General features: G+C 49.5%; 20 protein-coding genes. 15 read left to right on the forward strand and 5 right to left on the reverse strand.

All coding sequences use genetic code 11. The features are described 5' to 3' along the window. Positions 1–22: 22 nt before the first annotated feature. Complete coding sequence (locus JNUCC32_RS31645; protein WP_267132989.1) at positions 23–2,725, forward strand: DUF7601 domain-containing protein; 2,703 nt, start codon at positions 23–25, stop codon at positions 2,723–2,725. Positions 2,726–2,743: 18 nt separating this feature from the next. Beyond that, the gene (locus tag JNUCC32_RS25495; RefSeq protein ID WP_192570182.1) at positions 2,744–3,523 is read left to right on the forward strand and encodes a class B sortase; all 780 of its coding nucleotides are present in this window, start codon (positions 2,744–2,746) and stop codon (positions 3,521–3,523) included. A 90-nt stretch (positions 3,524–3,613) separates the two neighbouring features. On the opposite strand, the gene JNUCC32_RS25500 is transcribed toward JNUCC32_RS25495, so the two are convergent. Next, positions 3,614–4,615, reverse strand: coding sequence for an NAD-dependent epimerase/dehydratase family protein (locus tag JNUCC32_RS25500; protein ID WP_192570183.1), 1,002 nt, complete (start codon positions 4,613–4,615; stop codon positions 3,614–3,616). Positions 4,616–4,761: 146 nt separating this feature from the next. On the opposite strand from JNUCC32_RS25500, the gene JNUCC32_RS25505 reads away from it, so the two are divergent. After that, the gene (locus JNUCC32_RS25505; RefSeq protein WP_267132990.1) at positions 4,762–4,824 is read left to right on the forward strand and encodes a hypothetical protein; all 63 of its coding nucleotides are present in this window, start codon (positions 4,762–4,764) and stop codon (positions 4,822–4,824) included. A gap of 256 nt (positions 4,825–5,080) precedes the next feature. Here JNUCC32_RS25505 and JNUCC32_RS25510 read toward each other — a convergent pair whose 3' ends face one another. Further along, a complete protein-coding gene (locus JNUCC32_RS25510) occupies positions 5,081–5,551 on the reverse strand; it encodes a MarR family winged helix-turn-helix transcriptional regulator (protein WP_096777227.1) in 471 nt (156 codons plus the stop codon). Between the two features lie 160 nt (positions 5,552–5,711). Between JNUCC32_RS25510 and JNUCC32_RS25515 the strand changes: the two genes are divergently transcribed. From JNUCC32_RS25515 to JNUCC32_RS25530, 4 genes are all read left to right on the forward strand, one after another. Further along, positions 5,712–6,632: an alpha/beta hydrolase family protein gene (locus JNUCC32_RS25515; RefSeq protein ID WP_192570184.1), complete on the forward strand. Its 921-nt coding sequence runs from the start codon at positions 5,712–5,714 to the stop codon at positions 6,630–6,632. A 218-nt stretch (positions 6,633–6,850) separates the two neighbouring features. Then, positions 6,851–7,357 (forward strand): MerR family transcriptional regulator, encoded by a 507-nt coding sequence (locus JNUCC32_RS25520; protein ID WP_192570185.1) that lies wholly within the window; start codon positions 6,851–6,853, stop codon positions 7,355–7,357. Then, positions 7,354–7,803 carry an SRPBCC family protein gene (locus JNUCC32_RS25525; RefSeq protein ID WP_192570186.1) on the forward strand — a complete coding sequence of 150 codons (450 nt, stop codon included), beginning with the start codon at positions 7,354–7,356 and terminating at the stop codon, positions 7,801–7,803. Before JNUCC32_RS25520 ends, JNUCC32_RS25525 begins: the two co-directional genes overlap by 4 nt. Further along, complete coding sequence (locus tag JNUCC32_RS25530; protein WP_192570187.1) at positions 7,800–8,240, forward strand: SRPBCC family protein; 441 nt, start codon at positions 7,800–7,802, stop codon at positions 8,238–8,240. The genes JNUCC32_RS25525 and JNUCC32_RS25530 overlap by 4 nt, the downstream gene beginning before the upstream one ends. 278 nt (positions 8,241–8,518) lie before the next feature. Here the strand turns inward: JNUCC32_RS25530 and JNUCC32_RS25535 are convergent, their stop codons facing one another. Beyond that, the gene (locus JNUCC32_RS25535) at positions 8,519–9,118 is read right to left on the reverse strand and encodes a TetR/AcrR family transcriptional regulator (RefSeq protein ID WP_192570188.1); all 600 of its coding nucleotides are present in this window, start codon (positions 9,116–9,118) and stop codon (positions 8,519–8,521) included. Positions 9,119–9,285: 167 nt separating this feature from the next. Here JNUCC32_RS25535 and JNUCC32_RS25540 point away from each other — a divergent pair, with 167 nt between their 5' ends. Then, on the forward strand, positions 9,286–9,645 hold the full coding sequence (locus JNUCC32_RS25540) for a DoxX family protein (protein ID WP_192570189.1): 360 nt from the start codon (positions 9,286–9,288) through the stop codon (positions 9,643–9,645). 251 nt (positions 9,646–9,896) lie between these two features. Then, entirely contained in the window at positions 9,897–10,475 is a 579-nt protein-coding gene (locus tag JNUCC32_RS25545) for a TMEM175 family protein (RefSeq protein ID WP_015738060.1), read from the forward strand. Between the two features lie 53 nt (positions 10,476–10,528). On the opposite strand, the gene JNUCC32_RS25550 is transcribed toward JNUCC32_RS25545, so the two are convergent. Next, positions 10,529–11,980, reverse strand: a complete 1,452-nt coding sequence (locus tag JNUCC32_RS25550; protein WP_192570190.1) for a DHA2 family efflux MFS transporter permease subunit — start codon at positions 11,978–11,980, stop codon at positions 10,529–10,531. A 167-nt stretch (positions 11,981–12,147) separates the two neighbouring features. Between JNUCC32_RS25550 and JNUCC32_RS25555 the strand changes: the two genes are divergently transcribed. The 3 genes from JNUCC32_RS25555 to JNUCC32_RS25565 all read left to right on the forward strand — a co-directional run bounded on the left by JNUCC32_RS25555 (position 12,148) and on the right by JNUCC32_RS25565 (position 14,532). Further along, a complete protein-coding gene (locus JNUCC32_RS25555) occupies positions 12,148–12,702 on the forward strand; it encodes a TetR/AcrR family transcriptional regulator (protein ID WP_192570191.1) in 555 nt (184 codons plus the stop codon). Between the two features lie 198 nt (positions 12,703–12,900). Continuing rightward, positions 12,901–13,677 (forward strand): AAC(3) family N-acetyltransferase, encoded by a 777-nt coding sequence (locus JNUCC32_RS25560; protein WP_192570192.1) that lies wholly within the window; start codon positions 12,901–12,903, stop codon positions 13,675–13,677. Positions 13,678–13,932: 255 nt separating this feature from the next. Continuing rightward, entirely contained in the window at positions 13,933–14,532 is a 600-nt protein-coding gene (locus JNUCC32_RS25565; protein ID WP_192570193.1) for a uracil-DNA glycosylase, read from the forward strand. An 81-nt stretch (positions 14,533–14,613) separates the two neighbouring features. On the opposite strand, the gene JNUCC32_RS25570 is transcribed toward JNUCC32_RS25565, so the two are convergent. Beyond that, positions 14,614–15,687 carry a hypothetical protein gene (locus JNUCC32_RS25570; protein ID WP_192570194.1) on the reverse strand — a complete coding sequence of 358 codons (1,074 nt, stop codon included), beginning with the start codon at positions 15,685–15,687 and terminating at the stop codon, positions 14,614–14,616. A gap of 435 nt (positions 15,688–16,122) precedes the next feature. Between JNUCC32_RS25570 and JNUCC32_RS25575 the strand changes: the two genes are divergently transcribed. The 3 genes from JNUCC32_RS25575 (at position 16,123) to JNUCC32_RS25585 (ending at position 20,733) form a co-directional block, all read left to right on the forward strand. After that, on the forward strand, positions 16,123–17,985 hold the full coding sequence (locus tag JNUCC32_RS25575; RefSeq protein ID WP_192570195.1) for a sensor histidine kinase: 1,863 nt from the start codon (positions 16,123–16,125) through the stop codon (positions 17,983–17,985). Then, positions 17,982–19,532, forward strand: coding sequence for a response regulator transcription factor (locus tag JNUCC32_RS25580; protein ID WP_192570196.1), 1,551 nt, complete (start codon positions 17,982–17,984; stop codon positions 19,530–19,532). Before JNUCC32_RS25575 ends, JNUCC32_RS25580 begins: the two co-directional genes overlap by 4 nt. A gap of 271 nt (positions 19,533–19,803) precedes the next feature. After that, positions 19,804–20,733, forward strand: coding sequence for an ABC transporter permease (locus tag JNUCC32_RS25585; protein WP_009590960.1), 930 nt, complete (start codon positions 19,804–19,806; stop codon positions 20,731–20,733). The last annotated feature ends 11 nt before the right edge of the window (positions 20,734–20,744 follow it).

The following is a 20,744-nucleotide window of genomic DNA, read 5'->3' on the forward strand; positions in this document are numbered from 1 at the left end:
TAAACTGACCATCAGCAATAAAGTGGAAGGCAACGGAAGCGATGCTTCTAAAGCTTTTGAATACACGGTGACCTTCACCGGCGAGGGCGAGGACGGAGAGTACACATATAAGAAGCCGGATAATACGTTTGGCACGCTCAAGAGCGGAGACAAGATTATCCTCAAGCATGGGGAATCTGTTGTCCTTCCGGCCCTGCCCGCGGATCTGGCCTATACCGTAACCGAGGCGGATTATACGACCGTTGACGGTTACATGACCATGCCGGAGACAAGAGAGCTTTCCGGTACAATCGTGAATAAAGGCGACCATAAGGCGGATTTCGTCAACAAGCGCTACGTTAACAATCTGACCGTAAGCAATACCGTCACGGGGGACGGCGCAGAACCGGACAAGCCGTTTAAATACACGGTGATCTTCGACGGTGCAGGTAAAGGTCAAGCTTACAATTACGAGCATTCAGACGGCACGACCGGCACGATCAAATCCGGCGATACCTTCGAGCTCAAACATGGTGAGATCATTATAATTAAGGATCTACCAGAAAATTTGAAGTATATGATCACCCAGGACGGTTACGCGAACGACGGATACGCAACCACCCCTGCAGGATTGTCTGATGAGGGAATCATGGCAGGGGCCGATCGCAATGCAGACTTCATCAATGATCGGATCGTAAACAAGCTGACCGTCAGCAATACGGTCATGGGCAATGGCGGCGCCAAGACGAAGCCGTTCGAGTACACTGTCATCTTTGAAGAAGCAGGCAAGGATGGAAGCTACGCGTATACGAAGTCGGACGGCGCGACGAGTACACCGGGCACGATCAAGTCTGGCGAATCCTTCACCCTTAAGGATGGAGAGAAGCTGGAAATTGTGGGTCTGCCTAAGGATCTGAAATACACAGTGACGCAGAAAGACTACACAACGGACGAATACGTGACCCTGCCTATCGAACGGCATTATACCGGGATTATGGAGGGCAAGGATGAAGCTGCTCCATTCACGAACGTGCGAGTTATCGAAGGCGGCCTGATCATCAGCAACAAAGTTGAAGGCAAAGACAACGACAAGACGAAGCCGTTCAAGTACACGCTCACCTTCACAGGCGAGGGAGCGGACAAATCCTACGCTTATGAGAAGTCGGACGGCAGCACAGGAACGATCACGAGCGGAGATACCTTCGAGCTTACCGACGGTCAGACGCTCGTTATCGAAGATCTTCCGACGTATCTCAAGTATACGGTGACCCAGGATGATTATTCGAAGGACGGCTATGTGACGGATCCTGAAAGTCTGGAACACACAGGCACCATTCCGGAGAAAACAAAGGCTGAAGCGCATTTTGTCAATATTCGCCCTTATCTGGAAGGCATACTGCGTGACAACAACACAGGAGAAGTCATTCCGAATGCATCCATCACGGTGACCAATCTGAAGTCAGGTGAGAAGCAGACGATTCAGACGAATGAGAAGGGTGAATATTCCGTCCCTGCCGAGGCGGATACCGACTATACGATCACGTATACGAAGGTGTACACGGTAGGCGGAAAAGAAGTGCCTATCGAATTCACGCAAAAAGCAAATGTGGACAGCAGTGTGACAGGCGAGACCGTGCCGGCGGATATTACGGCCGTAGGGATCGTTCTGTTCAAACAGATGGACGGAACAACAGAGCTGTTCAACCCTTCGCTTACCAGTCAGATGCGCATCTACTTGAAGGACAAGGACGGCAAATATATTCAGGAGAACGGTCGTCCTAAGGCGTTCCCGCTGGCTTCGAAAGGCACCTTCTCCATAGAAGACGAACAGCTGAGTGCGCAGCAGTACACCATGGAAGTTCGCTATCAAGCTGAAACCGGCGAGGAACTGCTCTTCAAAGTAACGCAGCTGGACGTGAAGGCTAACGGAGAGCTGAATATTTCCGAGGAATTGGTCGACCCTTACGGTACGGTTTATGATGAAACGACAGGTGATGCCGTCACTGGCAAGAAAATTGAAGGAGCCACAGTGACACTGTATTATGCGGATACACAGCGGAACAGAGATAAAGGCCGTACTCCGGATACGAAGGTAACGCTTCCTCCGGTTCCGAATTTTGCGCCGCATGACAACAAGAGCCCGGAGCAGGATAGCGACGCAAATGGCTTCTATGCATATATGGTGTTTCCTGAAGCGGATTATTATCTGATCGTAACGAAGGACGGATACGAGACGCACAGAAGTGATACGATTTCTGTCGACTTCGACATTGTGAAATACGATGTGCCGATGAAGCCGATCAACACCGGCGGCGGACCAGGCCCTGTCAACCCAGCTCCAGAGCCGGAGAATCCAGGTCCTGTTAACCCAGCCCCAGAGCCGGAGAATCCAGGTCCTGTCAACCCAGTCCCAGAGCCGGAGAATCCAGGTCCTGTAAGCCCGACTCCAGAGTCGGAGAATCCAGGCCCAGTTAACCCGGCTCCAGAGCCAGTAAATCCAGACCCTGTCAGCCCTGTTCCTGACCAACCTGGCAACAATGGGACTAACAACGATGACAACGAAGTTGATAATGTCAGCGACTTAGCTGATCAGAGTGCGGGCAATGGAATTAACGAGCTGGACGATGCTCCGAAAACCGGAGACAACAGCGTATCGCCAATCTTCTATCTGGCTTTGGCGCTGATGTCCTTGATGACGATCGGGCTCTGTCTACTCGGTAACAAGAAGAAAACGCACATCCAGTGACCGGAAGGCGGTAAGAAAATGAGCAAAACCAAAAAAATTCTTATCGCCGTTTCTTTCCTTGTATTGGTATTTTCGCTCGTCAATTTTTCGCAAGCTCTCTTGCGGGATTATGTGGAGCAGCAGAAAATCGAAGAGCTGGCAACGGCTTGGGAGGAAGGGTCGGACAAAGGTGGAGGGGCTGCATCCCCCTCCGTTTTGTTCAATAAGGCGAATGAGCCGGTCATGCTTCCCGAATTTCGAGAGCTTTACGAGAGGAACTCGGACATCGTCGGCTGGCTGAAGATGGACGGTACCCGAATTGAGTACCCGGTCATGCAGAATCCACAGGATGCGGATTATTACCTCAATCATGATTTCGATAAAAAGGAAAACAAAGGCGGCCTCCCCTTTTTGGACGCGCATAGCCGGACCAATGGTTCGGACATTGTGCTGATTCATGGCCATCACATGAAAAGCGGCTGGATGTTTAAAGATTTAATGAAGTACAAGAACGAAAGCTTTTATAAAGAGCATGCCACGTTCCAGTTCAGCACGCTTTACGAAAAGGAAGAGTATGAGATTGTTGCCGTCATTCTGTCACAAGTTTATCGCAAATCGGACGACGTTTTTAAATACTACCAGATTGAGAATGTAAGTACGCCCGCCGAGTTCGATTCGTATGTTCACAACATCAAAAAACTCGCTCTTTATGACACGGGCGTAACAGCCCGGTATGGCGACAAGCTTATTGTACTGTCCACGTGCGAGTACTCGACCGAAAACGGCCGGTTAGCGGTGGTCGCCCGAAAGCGTTCATGACGATGCTGGAACATCAAGCTGCTTCATATCGCGTTCTCCCCTTGGAGGATGCGATTTTTTTTGCAAGAAGTTTTATTTCACGCCTCACCTTTATCCATTTGTGTCATTGGCTCTAAACCAATTTACAGTATCTCGAATTGTATCCTCAAGGGGTCTAAATGTAACCTCCAGGTTACGGACAGCCTTTTCTCCGCTTGTTCGCTTCATTTCCGTCATGACACGAAGCTCCTCTAATGACAGATCTGTTTCTTTATTTCGCAAGGCTGCTAATCGTTCATTGATCCAAGTTGACAGATAGACAATAGGAATCGGAAATTTTTTGGACGGTCCTTGAACTCCGGAAACGTTCTGAAGAATGGCAAACAATTCTTCTAAGTTCGTATAGTGACCAGAAATGATATACTGCTCGTTGCCAATAGGGGATTCGGCTGCTTTAATCATCGCATGCGCGACATCTCGGGCATCCACGACATCTATACCGGAAGGGAAGGACCCCGGTAACTTCCTGGCGAGAAAATTCAATACCAACCGGCCGCTGCCGGTTGGTGCGGAATCGCCGGGCCCGAACATCCATGCGGGTAAAAAGGTAACGACCGGAGTTCGGTGATCCTGTGAAAATTGTTCAATTTCCTGGTCGCCGATCACTTTGCTTTTCCCATATAAATTTAGTGCTTCATCCGGATTCATCCGGTCGCTTTCATCGCTAGGCATTCCGTCCTCACGTTTGCGAATCGTCGCGTTCGTGCTGGTATGGACAATTTTCCCTATACCGTATTTCTCGGCATATTCAAATAACCGAACGGTATGGGTCACATTGATTTTCTTTAAAAGGGTCCAGTGATCTCCCCTACGGAACGTCTCGCGAAAATAAGCGGCCGTATGGAAGAGAACATCGCAATCCTTTAGGTGATGCGCCCATGCTTCAATGTCCATCATATCCCCTGTAATAACCTCAACATTCAATCCGCCAAGTAACTTTTCAGCTTTTTTTGCCGTTCGGACAAGCGTCTTGACCTGATAACCATGATCCACAAGAAGCCGAACCAAATTACTGCCAAGTAATCCCGTACCTCCAGTCACAAAAGCCCGCATCGTACCTCTCCTCCTAATGTAAATTATTGGTTTGCACCAAATATACAACAAAAAATGAACTTAGTAAACTAAAAACACAAAATTAGTTAATTTAGTTCAAACTTAATCGATTTAGCCAGCTCACAATGGACGATATTGCAAGGCATATGGATATTAGTAAGCCAACCATGTATAAATACTTCTCTTCGAAAGGATTTCTACATGAGTAACAAATATCAACTCATTACGCCAATCTTTCTGGATACGGTAGATGATGCAATCATGGAGAAGAAAATCATGCAAGTCATTCATCAAATTTCATGAAGATTCGTAGAGGTAATTTTACATCATAAGGCAGGTTCAATTAAATGAACTTGTCTTTTTTTATATCGATAAAAATGAAAGAACCCTCCAAACCTGGAGAGTTCTTTTCTTTCGTGGAGTACCGATCCACTTATCCCTTCATGAATAATCTCAAAAACGCGGTCATGTCGACGGGGCTTCACAAGACGCTGAAGGCCCTGTTTTTGTCCTTTCCGCAAGCTTCGTAATCGACTCAATGTCTTGATCCGTTAATTGGTCAAGGAAATGTTTCCGTATTGCCTTGGAGACTATGGGACGGGCATCATCCAATGCCGATTTTCCGGCGGGAGTGATAACGACTTGAACACCACGATCCGTGTCTAATGGTTTCCTCATCACAAGTCTGCGTTTTTCCATTCGCGTCAGATGATGTGACAATCGACTCTTATCCCAGTTCATCGAGTCGGCCAATTCCTGTTGGCGAAGGCTTCCGTTCCCCAAAAGATCTAACCGATCCAATACCCCATAATCACCCTCTGATAGTCCTGTATGCTCAGACATCTCTTTTATTACCCGACCGAAAATGCTCTGAAAGGAGCCTTTCCACATATGCCATATTCGCATTTCTTCTTCGTTCAGCTCGTTCTTATCCATAGGAACATCATAGCATGGTTGACGTGTCAACCACAATGTGTTATCGTTGCTATGGTTGATACATCAACTTGTAAATTTTCGGTTTATATCAGGATACTGCTTGACCGCTTCTTACCAGCAACGGTTGGGCCAATCTTTCTCCAAGAAAGGAACATTTATTATGGAAATCAACATTAGTATGTCTGCTCCGGTCATCTCGGTGAAACCGGTAGTTCTATCAGCCCCAGGGCGCGGCGAGGATCTGCAAATGCGAGTGTCTGCGCCCGCCACAGGAAGTGAATTGCCTATTATTGTGTTCTCTCACGGCTTTGGCTGGTCGCTGGACGGCTACGGCCCATTGGCCGACTACTGGGCTGCTCACGGCTTCGTGGTCATTCAGCCCACTCATCTCGATTCGAGGACGCTGAACCTTCCTCCTGAAGATCCCCGTACGCCACGGATCTGGCGTTTCCGAGTCGAGGACCTGAAGCGCATCCTCGATCAGCTTGATGTTATCGAAGCTTCCGTTCCCGGTCTTAGTGGGCGCCTCGATCGGAGCCGCATCGCCGCTGCCGGACACTCCTGGGGAGGCCAGACGGCGAGCATGCTACTCGGCGCGCGAGTCCTCGATCACAACGGCGAGCCGGGAGAGGATATGTCCGACTCGCGCATCAAGGCGGGCGTGCTGCTTGCCACGACTGGCAAGGGTGGAGCTGACTTGAGTCCGTTCGCGGCAGAGCACTTCCCCTTCATGAATCCGAGCTTCGCGGAGATGAGCACGCCGACCCTCGTGGTGGCGGGGGACCATGACCAGTCCAGACTGTCCACTCGGGGGCCGGACTGGTTCACCGACCCGTACTTCCTGAGCCCGGGCCGCAAGAGCCTGCTCACTCTCTTCGGGGCGGAGCACTCGCTCGGCGGGATCTCCGGCTATAGCGTCGCGGAGACGACGGATGAGAGCCCGGAACGAGTTGGCTTGATCCAGCGGCTTACGTTGGCTTACCTTCGCAACGCGCTGGACATTGAAGATTCCAGCTGGCCGGCAGCTTGTGCAGCTCTGGAAGAGAGCGCCATCCCGCTGGGGCGTATTGAGTCCAAGTAAGGGAAGCAGAAAAATGAATGATGACAGCCTTTGCTAATTGCCAGTTGTTAGCAAAGGCTGTTTTTATTCTGGAGGATTGTCATAAGCTTGGACCATTCAAAATTAGGGCGTCGAAAAATTCTGGCAGAGCGTCACGATTTCACTTGAACCTTACGTAACGTAATGTTTTACAATAGAGATACCGGTACATAGCTAGCGCCAAAGAGTGGAGATGGTTCATGAAGAGACATTGGAAGGTCGGGGATCTCGCCAAGCTGACGGGGCTTACCGTCCGAACCCTGCGGTTTTATGATCAAATAGGGTTGTTCTCTCCGTCGGGGCAAACGGAATCCGGCCACAGGCTGTACAATGAATGGGACTTGTCGCGTTTGCACCAGATATTATCGCTTAAGGAGCTGGGATTATCTCTGGAAGAGATTAAATCGGCCTTAAATGGCGGGCAGATCAGTCCGCTTGAGATCGTGGAACTGCAGATCGACCAAATCAAAGAACAGATTAAACTGCAGCAGAAACTATTGGAGCAGCTAAGATACGTATCCAAGCTTATGCAAGGCAAGGCGGAATTAACGGTTGAAGATTTCACGAGCCTTCTGCAGGCGATGAAGATGAGATTTGAGAAACCGGTCATTGAGCGGCAAACGGGTTGGGAGCGACATTTGGATCTGTTGGGAGATTTTCTTGCCGAAGAGAATGGAATTTCGAAACATAAGGAGGAGAATGAATGAACGAACGATTCGTCAAGCATGGAACCTTCGTCGTAGAACGGATTTATGCGGCTACACCGGAGCGGGTATATCAAGCATGGGCCGACCCGATTGCTAAAGCCAAGTGGTTTTCGAAGCCGGAGGTCTTCGATTTCCAGGTTGGGGGACGGGAGTACAGCCGCGGCGGGCCGCCGGAAGGGCCGGTCTTTACCTTCGATGCCAGCTACCAGGAGCTTGTTCCAGAGCAGCGTATTGTCTATACGTACACATTGGATTCAGGTGACGTACGTGTCTCCGTCTCGATCACAACGGTCGAGCTTATCAAGGTGGAGGGTGGTACGAAGTTGATTTACACAGAGCAGGGTGCATTCTTTGACGGACACGATACGCCAGAAATACGGGAACACGGGACTAACATCATGTTGGACACACTGGGCAAGGTAGTAGAAGTGGAGGTAGGAACATGACCATAGGTGAGAATGAGCTTATTGCTTCCCGCGAGTACGATGTCCCGCAGGAGCTTGTGTATCGGGCATGGACAACCCCTGATTTATTAGCAAAATGGTGGGGGCCCAAAGGCTTCAGCAATACGTTTCACGAGTGCGATATGAGGACGGGAGGTACGTGGAAATTCACCATGCACGGACCGGATGGCGTGGATTATCCCAACCATAATGTCTTTGTTGAGTTCGTGCCGACGGAGCGGGTCGTGATTGATCATCTAAACGTTCACGAATTTCGGGTGACGGCTACCTTCGAGGTCTTCGATGGCCGGACCAGAGTCACCTTCCGTCAACGTTTCAAGAAACAAGAGGATTTTGAAAAAGCTAAGCCCATCTGCGTAGAAGCGAATGAACAGCAGCTTGACCGACTTGGCAAGGTGCTGGCGGAATTGGCCGACTAGCTTTGTAATTTGATATCGGCATTGACCGAAATGACTGCTGCCTAGTTGATGACTCTAAAATGGTCGCCGTTCACGATCCCTGTCGGGGAATCGGACGGCGATTTTTGTTTTAGTAACGGAAGACGGCGGTAGAGATCTGTAGCGCCTATCAAGGCAGATCTTCTGTTGCTGATTTCTCCGTCAAGCTGAGCCGTGAGCATAACCGAAATTGAATGCTCTCGCTTAAAGCCGGGCTTCGAAGAGTCTATATAACCGATATTAGCCGGATATCGAAACCTTCAGTCTCTACTTGTTAAAATATATTCACTTAGTTTGGTAAGAAATGTTGACCATCTCGCTTGAAATTCGGGGTCAGTCGACTCGACTCCAGTAATGATGTTGGCAATATTGCTGAAGATAATGGGATACGTCGTTAGAGCGGTTAACGCCAGTGCTAGAAGTTCAGGCTCAAGCTCTTGCGGTACAACCCCCTTTTTCTTTTGATCCTTCCAATAAGCAGCATAGGATTGAAGGGCGACCTCTCCGCCTTTATTCCAGGACGTCGGCTCTGCCCGCAGCTCAAGTGCTTCCCAGGCAGTGAACTTAATAAAATCCGCTCTCACCTGGTTATTGACCCTGTATCGATGCTCGGCAATATGGAGCGGATTATCTGGAATCTGAGAGACCCACTCAGGCTCACCGGTCGCCGAATCAGTCAAAACGGCTTCGAGTAATTCCGCTTTTCCTTTGAAGTAATGATAGATCAGCTGCTTCTTCACCCCGGCGTTTTCTGCAATCGACTCGATACGCGACCCTTTAAACCCCTTGTCGAAAAACTCCCTTCTTGCAGCCTCGAGAATTTTCTTCTGCGTGCGTTCCGCATTGCGTATTTCACCCATTTTGGCTGTACCTCCATAAGCAATCTAATAATATTATCGTAATCGCTTACTGAATTGATGTCAAATTTAACTTAACAAATATAAAATTGTACTTGACGAAAATAAAGTTGTATTTTACCATTTGTTCAGTAAGCAGAATTTTTTTCCAATCAAAGGAGGATACCTGCATGGCCGTAATGTCGATCATTCTTCAAAGCTTGTTGGTTTTGTACTATGTTTTTTCAGGTTTTGCCAAGGTCGTAGGGGCTAAATACTGGGTTGAAATTTTCAGCAATCTGAAGATACCCCAATGGTTTCGTATCGTTACGGGTTTGGTCCAGTTAGTTGGAGCTGCTGTACTCGTTGTTGGTTATTGGAATGCGGATGCGATAGTTTGGGGCGGCATTTGGCTTGGAATTACGATGCTGGTGGCGTTACTTGCGCATATAAGGGTCAAAGATGCGATTGGCAAAACGATGACGCCCGTTGTGTTTCTTGTGTTGATCATCATCCTAACCATCCTGAATGCGGACGTGATCGTGAGCTGATTTTCTTCCACGGGATATGAGCAAGTTGAAGACCCCATGATACAAATCCAAGTCGGTCCTGAAATAGAGACTGAATGACTTCTGAAAAGGCCGTCCCTCAAGGATGGCTTTTGTAACTTCGCGCAATGGCCAGTTCCTTTCTTTATTGTTCGCCGACCTGAAAATTCAGGTGAAAAGTAGGTAGACTCAGGACAAACGATCTCTATAATGGAATAAGAGACATATGTTGCGAGGGGAAAAGGTGAGACGATTTGAAAGCAAATCGGATGGAAGCATTCAGCGATGGCGTGTTAGCCATTATTATTACGATCATGGTGCTGGAATTCAAAGTGCCGGAAGGCCATGACTGGCATGCGCTAGTCGAGCTTGGCCCCAAAATAATTAGTTATATTTTCAGTTTCGTCTATGTCGGCATCTACTGGAACAATCATCATCACCTGCTGCATATGGTTCGAACGATGAACGGAAGGTTGATGTGGCTCAACTTGCTGCTGCTATTCTGGCTATCCCTTGTGCCTTTCACGACAGCTTGGATGGGGGAAAGCCATTTTGCGCCTACACCGACGGCGCTGTACGGTATCATTCTATTCCTAGCTGCGCTCTCGTACTGGCTGCTTCAGCGCATGATTATGAACCAGCATTCGGGCGATTCCTCATTCGTTGGAACGATGGGTAAAAATCGGAAGGGGAAACTCTCTCCTTTACTCTACTTGACGGCGGCCTTGACCGCATATGTGAGTGTTTGGATATCCGGCTTCTTTTTCGTACTTGTTGCCGTAATCTGGTTCATGCCCGATAAGCGAATCGAGCATGCCCTGAGAAGCCAATAAGAAAGACTCTTCGATTCTCGCATGCGGGCGGGCTTCGAAGAGCTTTTTTTGGTTTATAGCGTTTGCTTTTGTTCGATCCTGGTTTTGCTTTTCATCGGCATGAATAATGTGATAACTAACGCGATGACGGCCAGGATCATCATGAAGGAATAGGCGTCGCTTGCCCCTAAAATGGAAGTAAGGGATTTAAGGAGCTCAGCAGTCGTTGTAGGATTGTTCTGCATCACATCAGCTGCATGGCCGGTTGCTTGCACGGTATAAATCGTGATCACAACGGCAGTACCAATGGCGCCGGCTATTTGGCGAACGGTATTGTTCACCGCGGTACCGTGCGTACCGAGGTGTTTGGGCAGCGCATTGAGTCCGGCCGTATTGAGCGGCATGGTAATGAAGCTTAATCCGATCCGCAGGCCAATGGTGCGAATCATCAAATACATATACGTGGTCGATTCAGATAAATCTGTTACCGCCCACATGGATGGAATAATAAACAGCAAACCAATGATGAACAGCGGCCTCGCACCGAAACGGTCGTATAACCTGCCGGTGACGGGTGACATCAGCGCATTGACAACCGCACCCGGCAATAAGAGCAGTCCTGCTTCGAATGCTGTAAAACCGCGACCATCCTGCAGATAAATAGGCAGTAAGATCATGTCCGCGTACATCAACATCGTGACTAACACGTTAATAAGGGACGTTAACGTAAAGATTTTGTTTTTGAAGACAGACAGGTTCAATAGGGGATCATCGGACCTGACTTGTCGTATACAGAATATGGCCGTTACCACGATCCCAATGCCTAAGGACAAGATGACCATGGCATCGTCCCAGCCCTTACTGCCTGCACTACTGAAACCGTATAAAATAAAGCCGAATCCGACGGTTGATAGAAGAACGCTTCCCATATCAAGCTTCGACCTTGCCGTTTCGGAAACATTGACCAAATACTTGAATGCCAATGCGATGACCATGATGACAAGCGGAATGAGACCGATAAATAACCACCGCCAAGAGTGGTATTCGACAATAAATCCCGCTAGCGTCGGCCCAATGGCCGGAGCGAAAATCATGGCCAGTCCCAGCAGCCCCATAGCGCTGCCGCGTTTTTCAACGGGAAAGATGGCGAGCACAACACTCATCATGAGGGGCATCACGATTCCTGCACCGGCTGCTTGGACCATCCGTCCTAACAAGAGCACAACAAAGCTTGGCGCCGCCGCGCAGATGACTGAACCGATCAATAAAAACGACATGGCGCTTATAAATAATTGCCGCGTGGTAAAGCGTTTCATTAAATAGGCCGTAATCGGGATCAATATCCCGTTGACCAGCATAAATCCCGTTGAGATCCATTGAACGGTGGCTGCCGTGACATCAAATACATCCATTAGATTGCTTAAGGCGACATTTAACAGCGTTTGATTGAGCGTGGATAAGAAACAACCAAGGATTAAGATGGTTAGTAATATCCCTTTATTTATGTTCTTTATGTCTTCTTGCATGGCTGCGGTCCTCTCTTCATTGCTTTTTCGACACAGTGTCAATAAAATATATCTTAACAGCATTGAAGCGTGATTCCCATTTACAATTCTGCTGAAACTGTCGACTAAACGACAGTATGGGAAGATCGGTCGATGAAGTGCCAAATAAACGATAATCGAGGGATGACATGCCTGAACATAAAAGAGTGGATCCACGAGCCGTTCGCTCCAAAAAGCTGCTGAAACAGGCCGTTTTTTCATTACTGGCCGACAATCTGGAAGTCTCTCAATTGACCGTCCAAAAAATTGCAACCCGCGCAGAGCTAAATCGCGCCACGTTTTATTTGCATTATGAGGATATTAATGATTTGCTGCGCCAGATCGTGCATGAGATCTTTGACGACCTGTCCATGAAAGTCGAGCCGCTATTACAAGTGAAGAGCAGAAACGAGCGGGAGCAGCTAATTACATTTTTAAATTATTTTTATGAATACCGGAAAATTTTCGCCGTGTTGGTTGAGCATACGGGCTTCAAAACCCACTTGTCGAACCTATTGAAAAACACGATAGAACAACGCAGAGACGCAAGAAACATCCATTCCACAAGTCGGGTTGCCTCCGTTGATATTGTGGCCTCATCACTTCTGGGGATTATTATGTGGTGGATTAAGGATGGTACCGAGCATAGCGCAGAATACATTGCCGATCAGATTACCTTGATGTATAGAAGAAAGTATTTGTAACCGATGAGGCGCAAGAGGTAAAGCTTGGAACGTTAGAACCAACGTGCATTCATTGCAAATATTCCCAGTTCTCTATATCATGGACGTATCGTATGTAAAAGCCTATAAAAGGAGATACATCCGCGGAACTGCACTGGGAAATCATCGAAAAATATTAGTGACAGCCAGTTTAGATATCCTGGCCGGGAGGAGAAGAACATGCATACATGGGAAAGCTTAATGAAGCAATTAGAGCAGCTGGGCATTGACGGACAAGGGACCTTGCTGGTCCATTCTTCCATGAAGAGCATGGGGCAGGTCGAAGGCGGCGCGGACACGGTCCTCGATGCGCTGACAGCGTATATGAAAGAGGGGCTGCTGGTGCTGCCCACCCACACGTGGTCTTATATCAATGCGGATAATCCGAAATTTTACGTAGACCAATCTCCATCCTGCGTCGGAATCCTGCCGGAGCTTTTTCGCAAACGTCCGGATGTGGTGCGTTCGCTGCACCCCACGCATTCCGTGGCGGCACTGGGCCAGGATGCCATCCCGTTCACAAACGACGACCATCGTTTCGACACGCCATGCGCTAGAGGATCCGCTTGGGGCAAGCTGCTTGACCGCAAGGCGACGATTTTGTTAGTGGGTGTCGATTTAAAACGCAACACCTTTATTCATGGAGTCGAGGAGTGGGTGGACATCCCGGGCAGGTTAACGGATGGCCATGAGAAGCTGTACACGGTTTTACCGGATGGAACGGAAATCCCGGTGCCTTCCCGCAGACATTGCGGGTTGTCGTGGTCGGAGCATTTTTGGAAGGTCGATGAGGTCCTGGAAAGTCGGGGCGCGATGCATAAGGGGCATCTTGGCGATGCCGTCGTCCGGGTATGCGATGCGGCCGCGGTGGCGGATGTCATAACGGAAATGCTCAAGGACAATCCGGACTTGTTCTCGGATAATCAACCCTTGGACCATACCATGCATAACGTTTAGACGAGGACTTTCATCGTATGTGACTGCGATGGATGGGAAGATGGATGTTAAGAATAAACCAGCCGTCTTGTAACGCTGCATCCATTTTCCCGTTCATCTTCTCAACTAACTGTTTAGACAGATAAAGGCCGATCCCGCTGGATTCCGTGTTCGTTCTGCTGGCGACCTGACCGAATATACGCGCGGGAAGTTTTTACATTAGGTGACAGGTGGGCATAATGGAACCATTGCATGCGATAGAAAGGAAGAAATGGCATGTCTACGGAAACGAACCATCCCTGTGTCATTTTGCCAGAAGAGCAAGCACCCGAAGATATGCAGCAATGCGAACGCTGCGAATTGTGCAGACAGCGGAATCGCGTCATCTGGGGGGAAGGCAATCCGCAAGGCTCGCTGATGATGATCCTGGATAATCCGGGAGCCCGGGAGGATCGGGAGGGTAACCCGTTCTTGTGCGGGACCCGGGAAACCCTCCAACTCGGCATGAGGGAAGCGGGCATGGATATCCACTCGGTTTACGTCACCTATTTGCTGAAACGCCGGCCAACCCGTGCTTATGATAAGCCTGCAACCCGAGCGGCATGCCTTCCGCATTTGCAGTCGCAGCTCCTTCAGAAGCAGCCGCTCGTATTGTTTGGCTTTGGCAATGTCGTAGTCGAAGGATTATTCCCGCAGAAGGAGAATGCCACCGTCAAGGAGTTGCGGGGGAGCTGGCATGAATTTGAAGGAATCCCGATTGGCTTTACCTATCATCCGCTGGCCGTTAGAAGAAGCCCCAATTTGCTAAGATTCTTTGTCGAGGATTTGAAAGGTTTGATGGCGAAGTGGGAGGAGAGAGCAGGGAGGGAGACATAAGAAGGAGCGAACGCATCCGGCGTTCGCTCCTTTTGCTGCAGTTTATTTCATCAAGGTCTCCATAAAATGCTCCCTCAGCGATTACAAATAAATCCTCCGCGCTTCCTCATTAAAGAACGCAATCACGTTGGTATAATCAGCAATCTCGATCCGGTGATGCCGCAGGATCTTCTGCATAAAAATAGCATCCGTAAAAAGGGAATTAATCATTCTCTCGCACCATACCGGCGTATCTTTAAAATAATCCACCAAATGATGAATTTGCTCAAACTCAAAATAAAGGACATAACAGGTATAATTCTGAAGCAGCATACGGAAGCAATGATCACGGTAAGGGGTGGAGCGAGCGTCCGAGAGGAAATCGCTCATGATCCCGAATAGCGTCGTTTTATCCACCGAATGCATGTGCATAAAACCATCAACGTCATTGATCAGCCGCAATAGGGCCTCTAATCCTTCTTCCGGTGGCATCTCCAGCTTGGCCGATTTGCCCTCGATGGACCTTAACAGCTCCAGCGTAAGATGTTTGCATGCCTGGATTTCAGGGGGATCGATGAATACTTGATCTGCATACTTGTCGAGATGCTCGCTGTAGTAATCGTGATATGCAGTTACATAATGCTCAACATGAATGTTGGTTTTGGTATGGATCAAATCCTGCCCGCGGAATGAAAAGGCGTAGAGGGTCTCCTCATTAACCGGGTGCGCGTATAGGTAGAAAAAGAAGAAAAAGTCTCTTAATTGCAGCCTCTGTTCCTCGTTCAAGCCGGTGACACCGTTCAATTGAGACAACTGAAAGAAACCATAGCTCTTCATGAAATCATTCATGGCATTGTACGGGTTGATCTTGGCTATGGACGTCGTTGCATTGATCGTAAACAGCAGATAATAGAATACCAATTCATCATAGACGTCCAGCTGTTTAAAAGAGTCGGACAGCACAGGCTTCCAGTCCGGACTCGCAACATAATGGGCGTCCCTCGGCTGCAATTCATGCGTCCACTCCACAAAAGCCTCATCGTTACGCTCGGCAAAGAATAATGCAGCGCCACCGTCCTCAAGAAGGCCGTATTCAAAGCCGCCTATCGGAGTGGACGGTAATCCTCTATTGAATTTCAGATTGAGATATTCGTTATATAGGAATTGAAGTTTCATCGGTCATATCCTCGGTTCGTAAAGGTTTCATTCATCAGGAACACGGCAGTAGCTAACACGGATCCTTAATAGATATTCAACATCCAGCAGGGCATTCCTCTAGTTTCGCGGCAGGTGGACGTTATCTAAGCAGCGACATGCCAAGCCTTCTTTCATAAACGACGGATCCTCGAAAACCTGCGATACGGTTCTGCGCGTTCTCTTCAGCAAAACCTCTTGTTTGCCTCTGGATCTCCTATGCGGGCAACTTGAAGGATTCGGCACATCCACTCCCATGCCTAGCGACTCTACAACACGTTCGGTGGGGACGAACGGAATCCAGCCTGCCGTTTCCGGCACAGCCCATCTATGCCGTCCCGGTACAGCAGCGCTCGTTCACAGAGCTGCAGAATGCAATTGCCGGGTTTACGGAAACGGTGTACACTGGGGGCCGAAGTGACCATTATAGAACAGGGTGTGTTACATATTTTCAGACTGCGCCAATTTTATTTAAACCATCTGAAGCGAAAGATGTTCAACAAAATCGTCGTGCTGTATTCGGCCGTCATGATCGTGCTGTTCGCGATTGCGGCGACCTTGGTCTATCAATATCAAACGCAGCGCATACTCCGTGAGCAGACGGATGCGAATCTCAAATCCGCGCATGTCCTGAATATCTATTTGAGCCGGCAGTATGAGAGCATCCAGAATATATTCCAGCAGATTTACGGCGACGCCACGCTGAGCGACGAGCTGATCTATTTTTTGAACAACGAATATGAGAGTTACCTCAAATACCGCCTGGATTTGTACACCAAGACGGGGGAGCAGCGTTTGCGGTCCTTCAATACCCTGCTGAAGAATTACCTGGAGCAGGAGCCCAGCGCCAAAAGCGTGTCCATCTACAGTTATCCGAACGATTTTTATATGCACATCAGCCGGACCAACCAGCAGCTGAATAATGAATCCGGTTCCAAAAGCAAATGGGAGAACTGGTTCGCCCGCCGGGAGCAGCACAGCTGGGATACCATGCCGCTAAACGAGCTTTCAGGTTCAGCCGCAGGCTCCGGTGCAAGGTCCTATTCCTATTCGCGAGAGCTGAAGGACCCTTGGACCCTGGAACGGGTAGGCATGTTGAACGTGGAGTTCGACGCCCGGCAAATATCGACCTGGCTCGAGAGCAGAGCTTCGGTCAAAGGCCGGATCATGGTGTTGAACGCCCAGGGAACCGTGATTTACGACTCGGAGGATGTGTATTACGGTCAAACCTATCCCTACCACTTGGAACCGGAAAAAGCCGGAGACTGGGTGGAGCTGGACGAACCCTCCAAGGTGAACATGTTGAATGTCGGGAATGCGGGCTTGTCGGTGGTGGGTATCGTGTCGAAATCCTCGATCGAGGAGAATACGGAGAGTTTGAGGACCGGACTGATCCTGGTCACGCTTGTATTTATGGCGGCCAGCTTTGCAATTACGTTCACGATCGTTCGAAAATTCTCCAAAAAAGTGCAGCGGATCATCCGCTCGATGAACCGCATCGGCGAAGGCGATCTGTCGACGCGCATCCAGATGTCCGGCGAAGACGAGCTGCAGCAAATTTCCCGCCGGTTCAACGACATGGGCGACCGTTTGGAGCAGTACATCGATAAGATGTACACCTCGGAAATCAAGCAAAAAAACGCGGAGCTGGTTGCCCTGCAGTCGCAGATCAATCCCCATTTTTTATACAATACGCTGGAATCCATTCGCATGAAGGCGTATTTCGTGGGAGCGAAGGAAGTGGGCCAAATGATATACAGCCTGTCGGTCATGTTCAAGAACATGGTGAAGAAGAGCACGATGGTTACCGTTGAAGAGGAGATCGATATGTGCTCGGTTTACCTCGACTTGTTCCGCATCCGCTATGAAGGGCGGCTGGAGACGGAAATTGAGGTCGACCCGGAAATCCAAAACCTTAGCATTATCAAGCTGCTCATCCAGCCCATCGTGGAAAACTATATCGTTCACGGATTCCGTCCGCTTGAGGACAACAATAAAATTTCTGTCCGGGCCCACGGGGCAGAGGACCGGGTCGTGATTACCGTCTCAGACAATGGAACGGGCATACCGGAGGAAAAGCTGATCCAGATCCGCCAGACGCTGGACAAGGTTCTCCAGCCTCCCGACAAGGGCTACCGGTCGATCGGGCTGATGAACGTGCATGAACGGATCGTTCTGAATTACGGAAGTGATTACGGCGTGACCATCCGCAGCACGGAGGGGCAGGGAACGGAGGTCCGCATGGAAATACCGAAGCTTCGCAAGGGGGAGACGACATGAGGAGCGTATTTTTTGTTGATGATGAGCCTTTGATTGCTCAGGGATTGGCCACGATTGTGGATTGGCAGGAATACGATCTGCACGTGTCCGGTTCGGCCAACGATGGGCTGCAGGCGCTAGAGAAATTGAAGGAAGAGCCTGTGGATCTGCTGATCACGGATATTATGATGCCAAGAATGAACGGACTCGAGCTCATTAAGAAGGTGAAAGCCATGCATCCCCGCACCAAGTTCATTGTGCTTAGCGGGTATGAGGAATTCGAATATGTGAAGATAGGGATTACGCTCGGCATCCAAAATTACATTTTGAAGCCGATCAACATCGAGGAGCTGGAAGCAACGATCAAGCATATCCGGGGCGATTGGGAACGCGAGGAGCTGAAGCGGTTTCGCTCCGAGGAGGATTGGAAGGTTCTCCGCAGCAATATTTTGCAGCGATGGGTGAACGGCGAAATCAAAAGCTCGGAGCTCAAGCAAAGAGCCGAGCTTCTCGGCATTCCGCTGCATTATCCGTCATACCAGGTTAACGTGCTGCGGCTCATATCCGACGAGCGCTCGGTATCCCAGCTCTTCCGCCTGACCAGCCTGGCGGATGAATGCTGCCAAGCTCTTTCGGAGGAGCTTGGGGGAGATCATGAGGTCATTTGTTTTCCCGATGCGGATGACGACATCGTTGTTTTGACGGCCTCGATGAAGGAGCGGAAGGATGCTGCGCGGGAAGGGATGAGAGGAGCCATGGCCAAGCTGCGGCAGTTGACCGGCTTGCGCATGTGGTGCGCCGAAGGTCATGCGGCTGTCCATGATTTTAAAGATATTCAGGAGAGCTACAGGCTAGCGAAAGGCCACTTCAACGCCCGCCTGATTGCAGGAGATGAAGAGACCTTATACCATCCGCCTGCGGAACCGGAGTCCGATCCGGCATCTTCGCCGTCGGTTCGCCCCGATGCCTTCGCGAAGCTGCTGATCGAAGGCGATGTTTCGTCCTTGCAGGCCTACATCGAATCCGTTCTTGACGGCGGCAGCGGGGCGCAGACGGTACCCAGGGGAGCCTGCATGAATGCGGCTGTCCAATTGATGATAGCGGCAAAGGATGTGGAGAAAAGCCCCGACTACAGCGAGGTGTTCACGCCAATGCACCGGATTAATACGCTCCAGGGGCTCCGAAGCCATGTATGGCGCATTGTCGAGCGCAGCCTCCAGCGCCTGCAGGAAGCGGAACAGGGGTACAGCCCCCATGTATCGTTCCTTGTCGAGCAGGTGCAGCACCATTATCCGGAAGAGCTATCCTTGAAGACGCTGAGCCAGCGGCTGCAGATGCATCCGAATTATTTGGGGCAGCTCTTTCAGCAGGAGGTCGGCGCAAGCTTTTCGGATTATTTGAACCATTACCGCATCGAGAAAGCGACGCAGCTCCTGCTGCATACCGATCAGAAGACGGCGGATATCGCTTTCAGCGTAGGTTACACGGACAGCTCGTACTTTTACAGGCAGTTCAAAAAATATACGGGCGTATCTCCAACCGAGATGAGGTCCATGTATCGGATCTAACACCAACGTTTCTCTTTGCGACAGGCTCAAGGCGAATCCGCTTTGGCCTGTTTTTCTTGTTGTTTGTGAAGGATTCTTTAATTTATCCATACCGTTCTAGTATTTTTCAACTTGAGGGCGGTAGCGCTTACTTGGCACAATAAAAGTAGTTAAAGGACGAGTGAGAAGATAACGGCCGGCTCTTGGATAAAGCCGCATTGACAACGATCATGGGACATTTTAAAGCTTCGGTCGCATCACTTGCATTTAACAGGGAAGAGGAGGAGTGCCCATGTCGGGGTTCATCAAAAAGGTTATACGCAACCGGTTCATGCTGCTGATGATACTGCCCGGAACCATTTGGTTTCTGATCTTTGCATACTTGCCCATGTTCGGCACCGTGCTCGCTTTTAAGGATTTCCGCATCAGCCCGGACGGTTTCTTCGCCAGCGTGTTCAACAGCGAATGGGTAGGATTCAAAAACTTCGAGTATCTGTTTACGACCAATGATGCCTATATCATTACGAGAAATACGATTCTTTATAACCTCGCCTTTATCATTCTGGGCCTGGTCATTGCGGTCGGGTTTGCGATCATGCTGAGCGAGCTTGTCAACAAGCGGACGGCCAAGGTATATCAGACCGGTATGTTTCTGCCGCATTTTTTGTCGTGGGTCATCATCAGTTATTTTGCGTTCACCTTTCTGAGCGTGGACAAAGGAACGCTGAACCAAATCATTACCTATTTCGGAGGAGAGCCGATCAGCTGGTATTCGGAAGCGAAGTATTGGCCCTTCATCATCATTTTTGTCGGCATCTGGAAAGGCGTAGGCTACAACAGCGTTATTTATCTTGCGGCTATCACAGGGATCGACAAGTCTTATTATGAAGCGGCCGTCATCGACGGCGCCAGCAAGTGGAAGCAGGTGCGGTACATCACCATTCCGCTGCTGAAGCCGCTCATGATCATCCTGACCATACTGGCGATCGGCGGCATCTTCCGTTCCGATTTCGGATTGTTCTACCAGCTTCCGAAGGATTCGGGCGCGCTGTACCCGGTTACGAACGTCATCGATACCTTCGTCTACCGCGGTCTGATCAACATGGGAGACATCGGCATGAGCACGGCAGCGGGCTTGTACCAATCGTTTGTCGGACTGGTTCTGATTCTGGTTGCCAATTATATCGTTCGAAAAATCGAAAAAGATCATGCGATCTTCTAATCCGAGGGAGG

The sequence above is a fragment of the Paenibacillus sp. JNUCC32 genome (genome assembly GCF_014863545.1).
Taxonomy (GTDB): Bacteria; Bacillota; Bacilli; order Paenibacillales; family Paenibacillaceae; genus Paenibacillus_AQ; species Paenibacillus_AQ lautus_A.

Excerpts from the sequence above, each read along its gene's own strand:
- JNUCC32_RS25555 (WP_192570191.1), top strand. The coding sequence starts at position 12,148 with ATGCCTGAACATAAAAGAGTGGATCCACGAGCCGTTCGCTCCAAAAAG.
- JNUCC32_RS25530 (WP_192570187.1), top strand. The coding sequence starts at position 7,800 with ATGACCATAGGTGAGAATGAGCTTATTGCTTCCCGCGAGTACGATGTC.
- JNUCC32_RS25550 (WP_192570190.1), bottom strand. The coding sequence starts at position 11,980 with ATGCAAGAAGACATAAAGAACATAAATAAAGGGATATTACTAACCATC.
- JNUCC32_RS25520 (WP_192570185.1), top strand. The coding sequence starts at position 6,851 with ATGAAGAGACATTGGAAGGTCGGGGATCTCGCCAAGCTGACGGGGCTT.
- JNUCC32_RS25515 (WP_192570184.1), top strand. The coding sequence starts at position 5,712 with ATGGAAATCAACATTAGTATGTCTGCTCCGGTCATCTCGGTGAAACCG.
- JNUCC32_RS25495 (WP_192570182.1), top strand. The coding sequence starts at position 2,744 with ATGAGCAAAACCAAAAAAATTCTTATCGCCGTTTCTTTCCTTGTATTG.
- JNUCC32_RS25510 (WP_096777227.1), bottom strand. The coding sequence starts at position 5,551 with ATGGATAAGAACGAGCTGAACGAAGAAGAAATGCGAATATGGCATATG.
- JNUCC32_RS25585 (WP_009590960.1), top strand. The coding sequence starts at position 19,804 with ATGTCGGGGTTCATCAAAAAGGTTATACGCAACCGGTTCATGCTGCTG.
- JNUCC32_RS25560 (WP_192570192.1), top strand. The coding sequence starts at position 12,901 with ATGCATACATGGGAAAGCTTAATGAAGCAATTAGAGCAGCTGGGCATT.
- JNUCC32_RS25565 (WP_192570193.1), top strand. The coding sequence starts at position 13,933 with ATGTCTACGGAAACGAACCATCCCTGTGTCATTTTGCCAGAAGAGCAA.
- JNUCC32_RS25525 (WP_192570186.1), top strand. The coding sequence starts at position 7,354 with ATGAACGAACGATTCGTCAAGCATGGAACCTTCGTCGTAGAACGGATT.
- JNUCC32_RS25535 (WP_192570188.1), bottom strand. The coding sequence starts at position 9,118 with ATGGGTGAAATACGCAATGCGGAACGCACGCAGAAGAAAATTCTCGAG.
- JNUCC32_RS25500 (WP_192570183.1), bottom strand. The coding sequence starts at position 4,615 with ATGCGGGCTTTTGTGACTGGAGGTACGGGATTACTTGGCAGTAATTTG.
- JNUCC32_RS25580 (WP_192570196.1), top strand. The coding sequence starts at position 17,982 with ATGAGGAGCGTATTTTTTGTTGATGATGAGCCTTTGATTGCTCAGGGA.
- JNUCC32_RS25540 (WP_192570189.1), top strand. The coding sequence starts at position 9,286 with ATGGCCGTAATGTCGATCATTCTTCAAAGCTTGTTGGTTTTGTACTAT.
- JNUCC32_RS25570 (WP_192570194.1), bottom strand. The coding sequence starts at position 15,687 with ATGAAACTTCAATTCCTATATAACGAATATCTCAATCTGAAATTCAAT.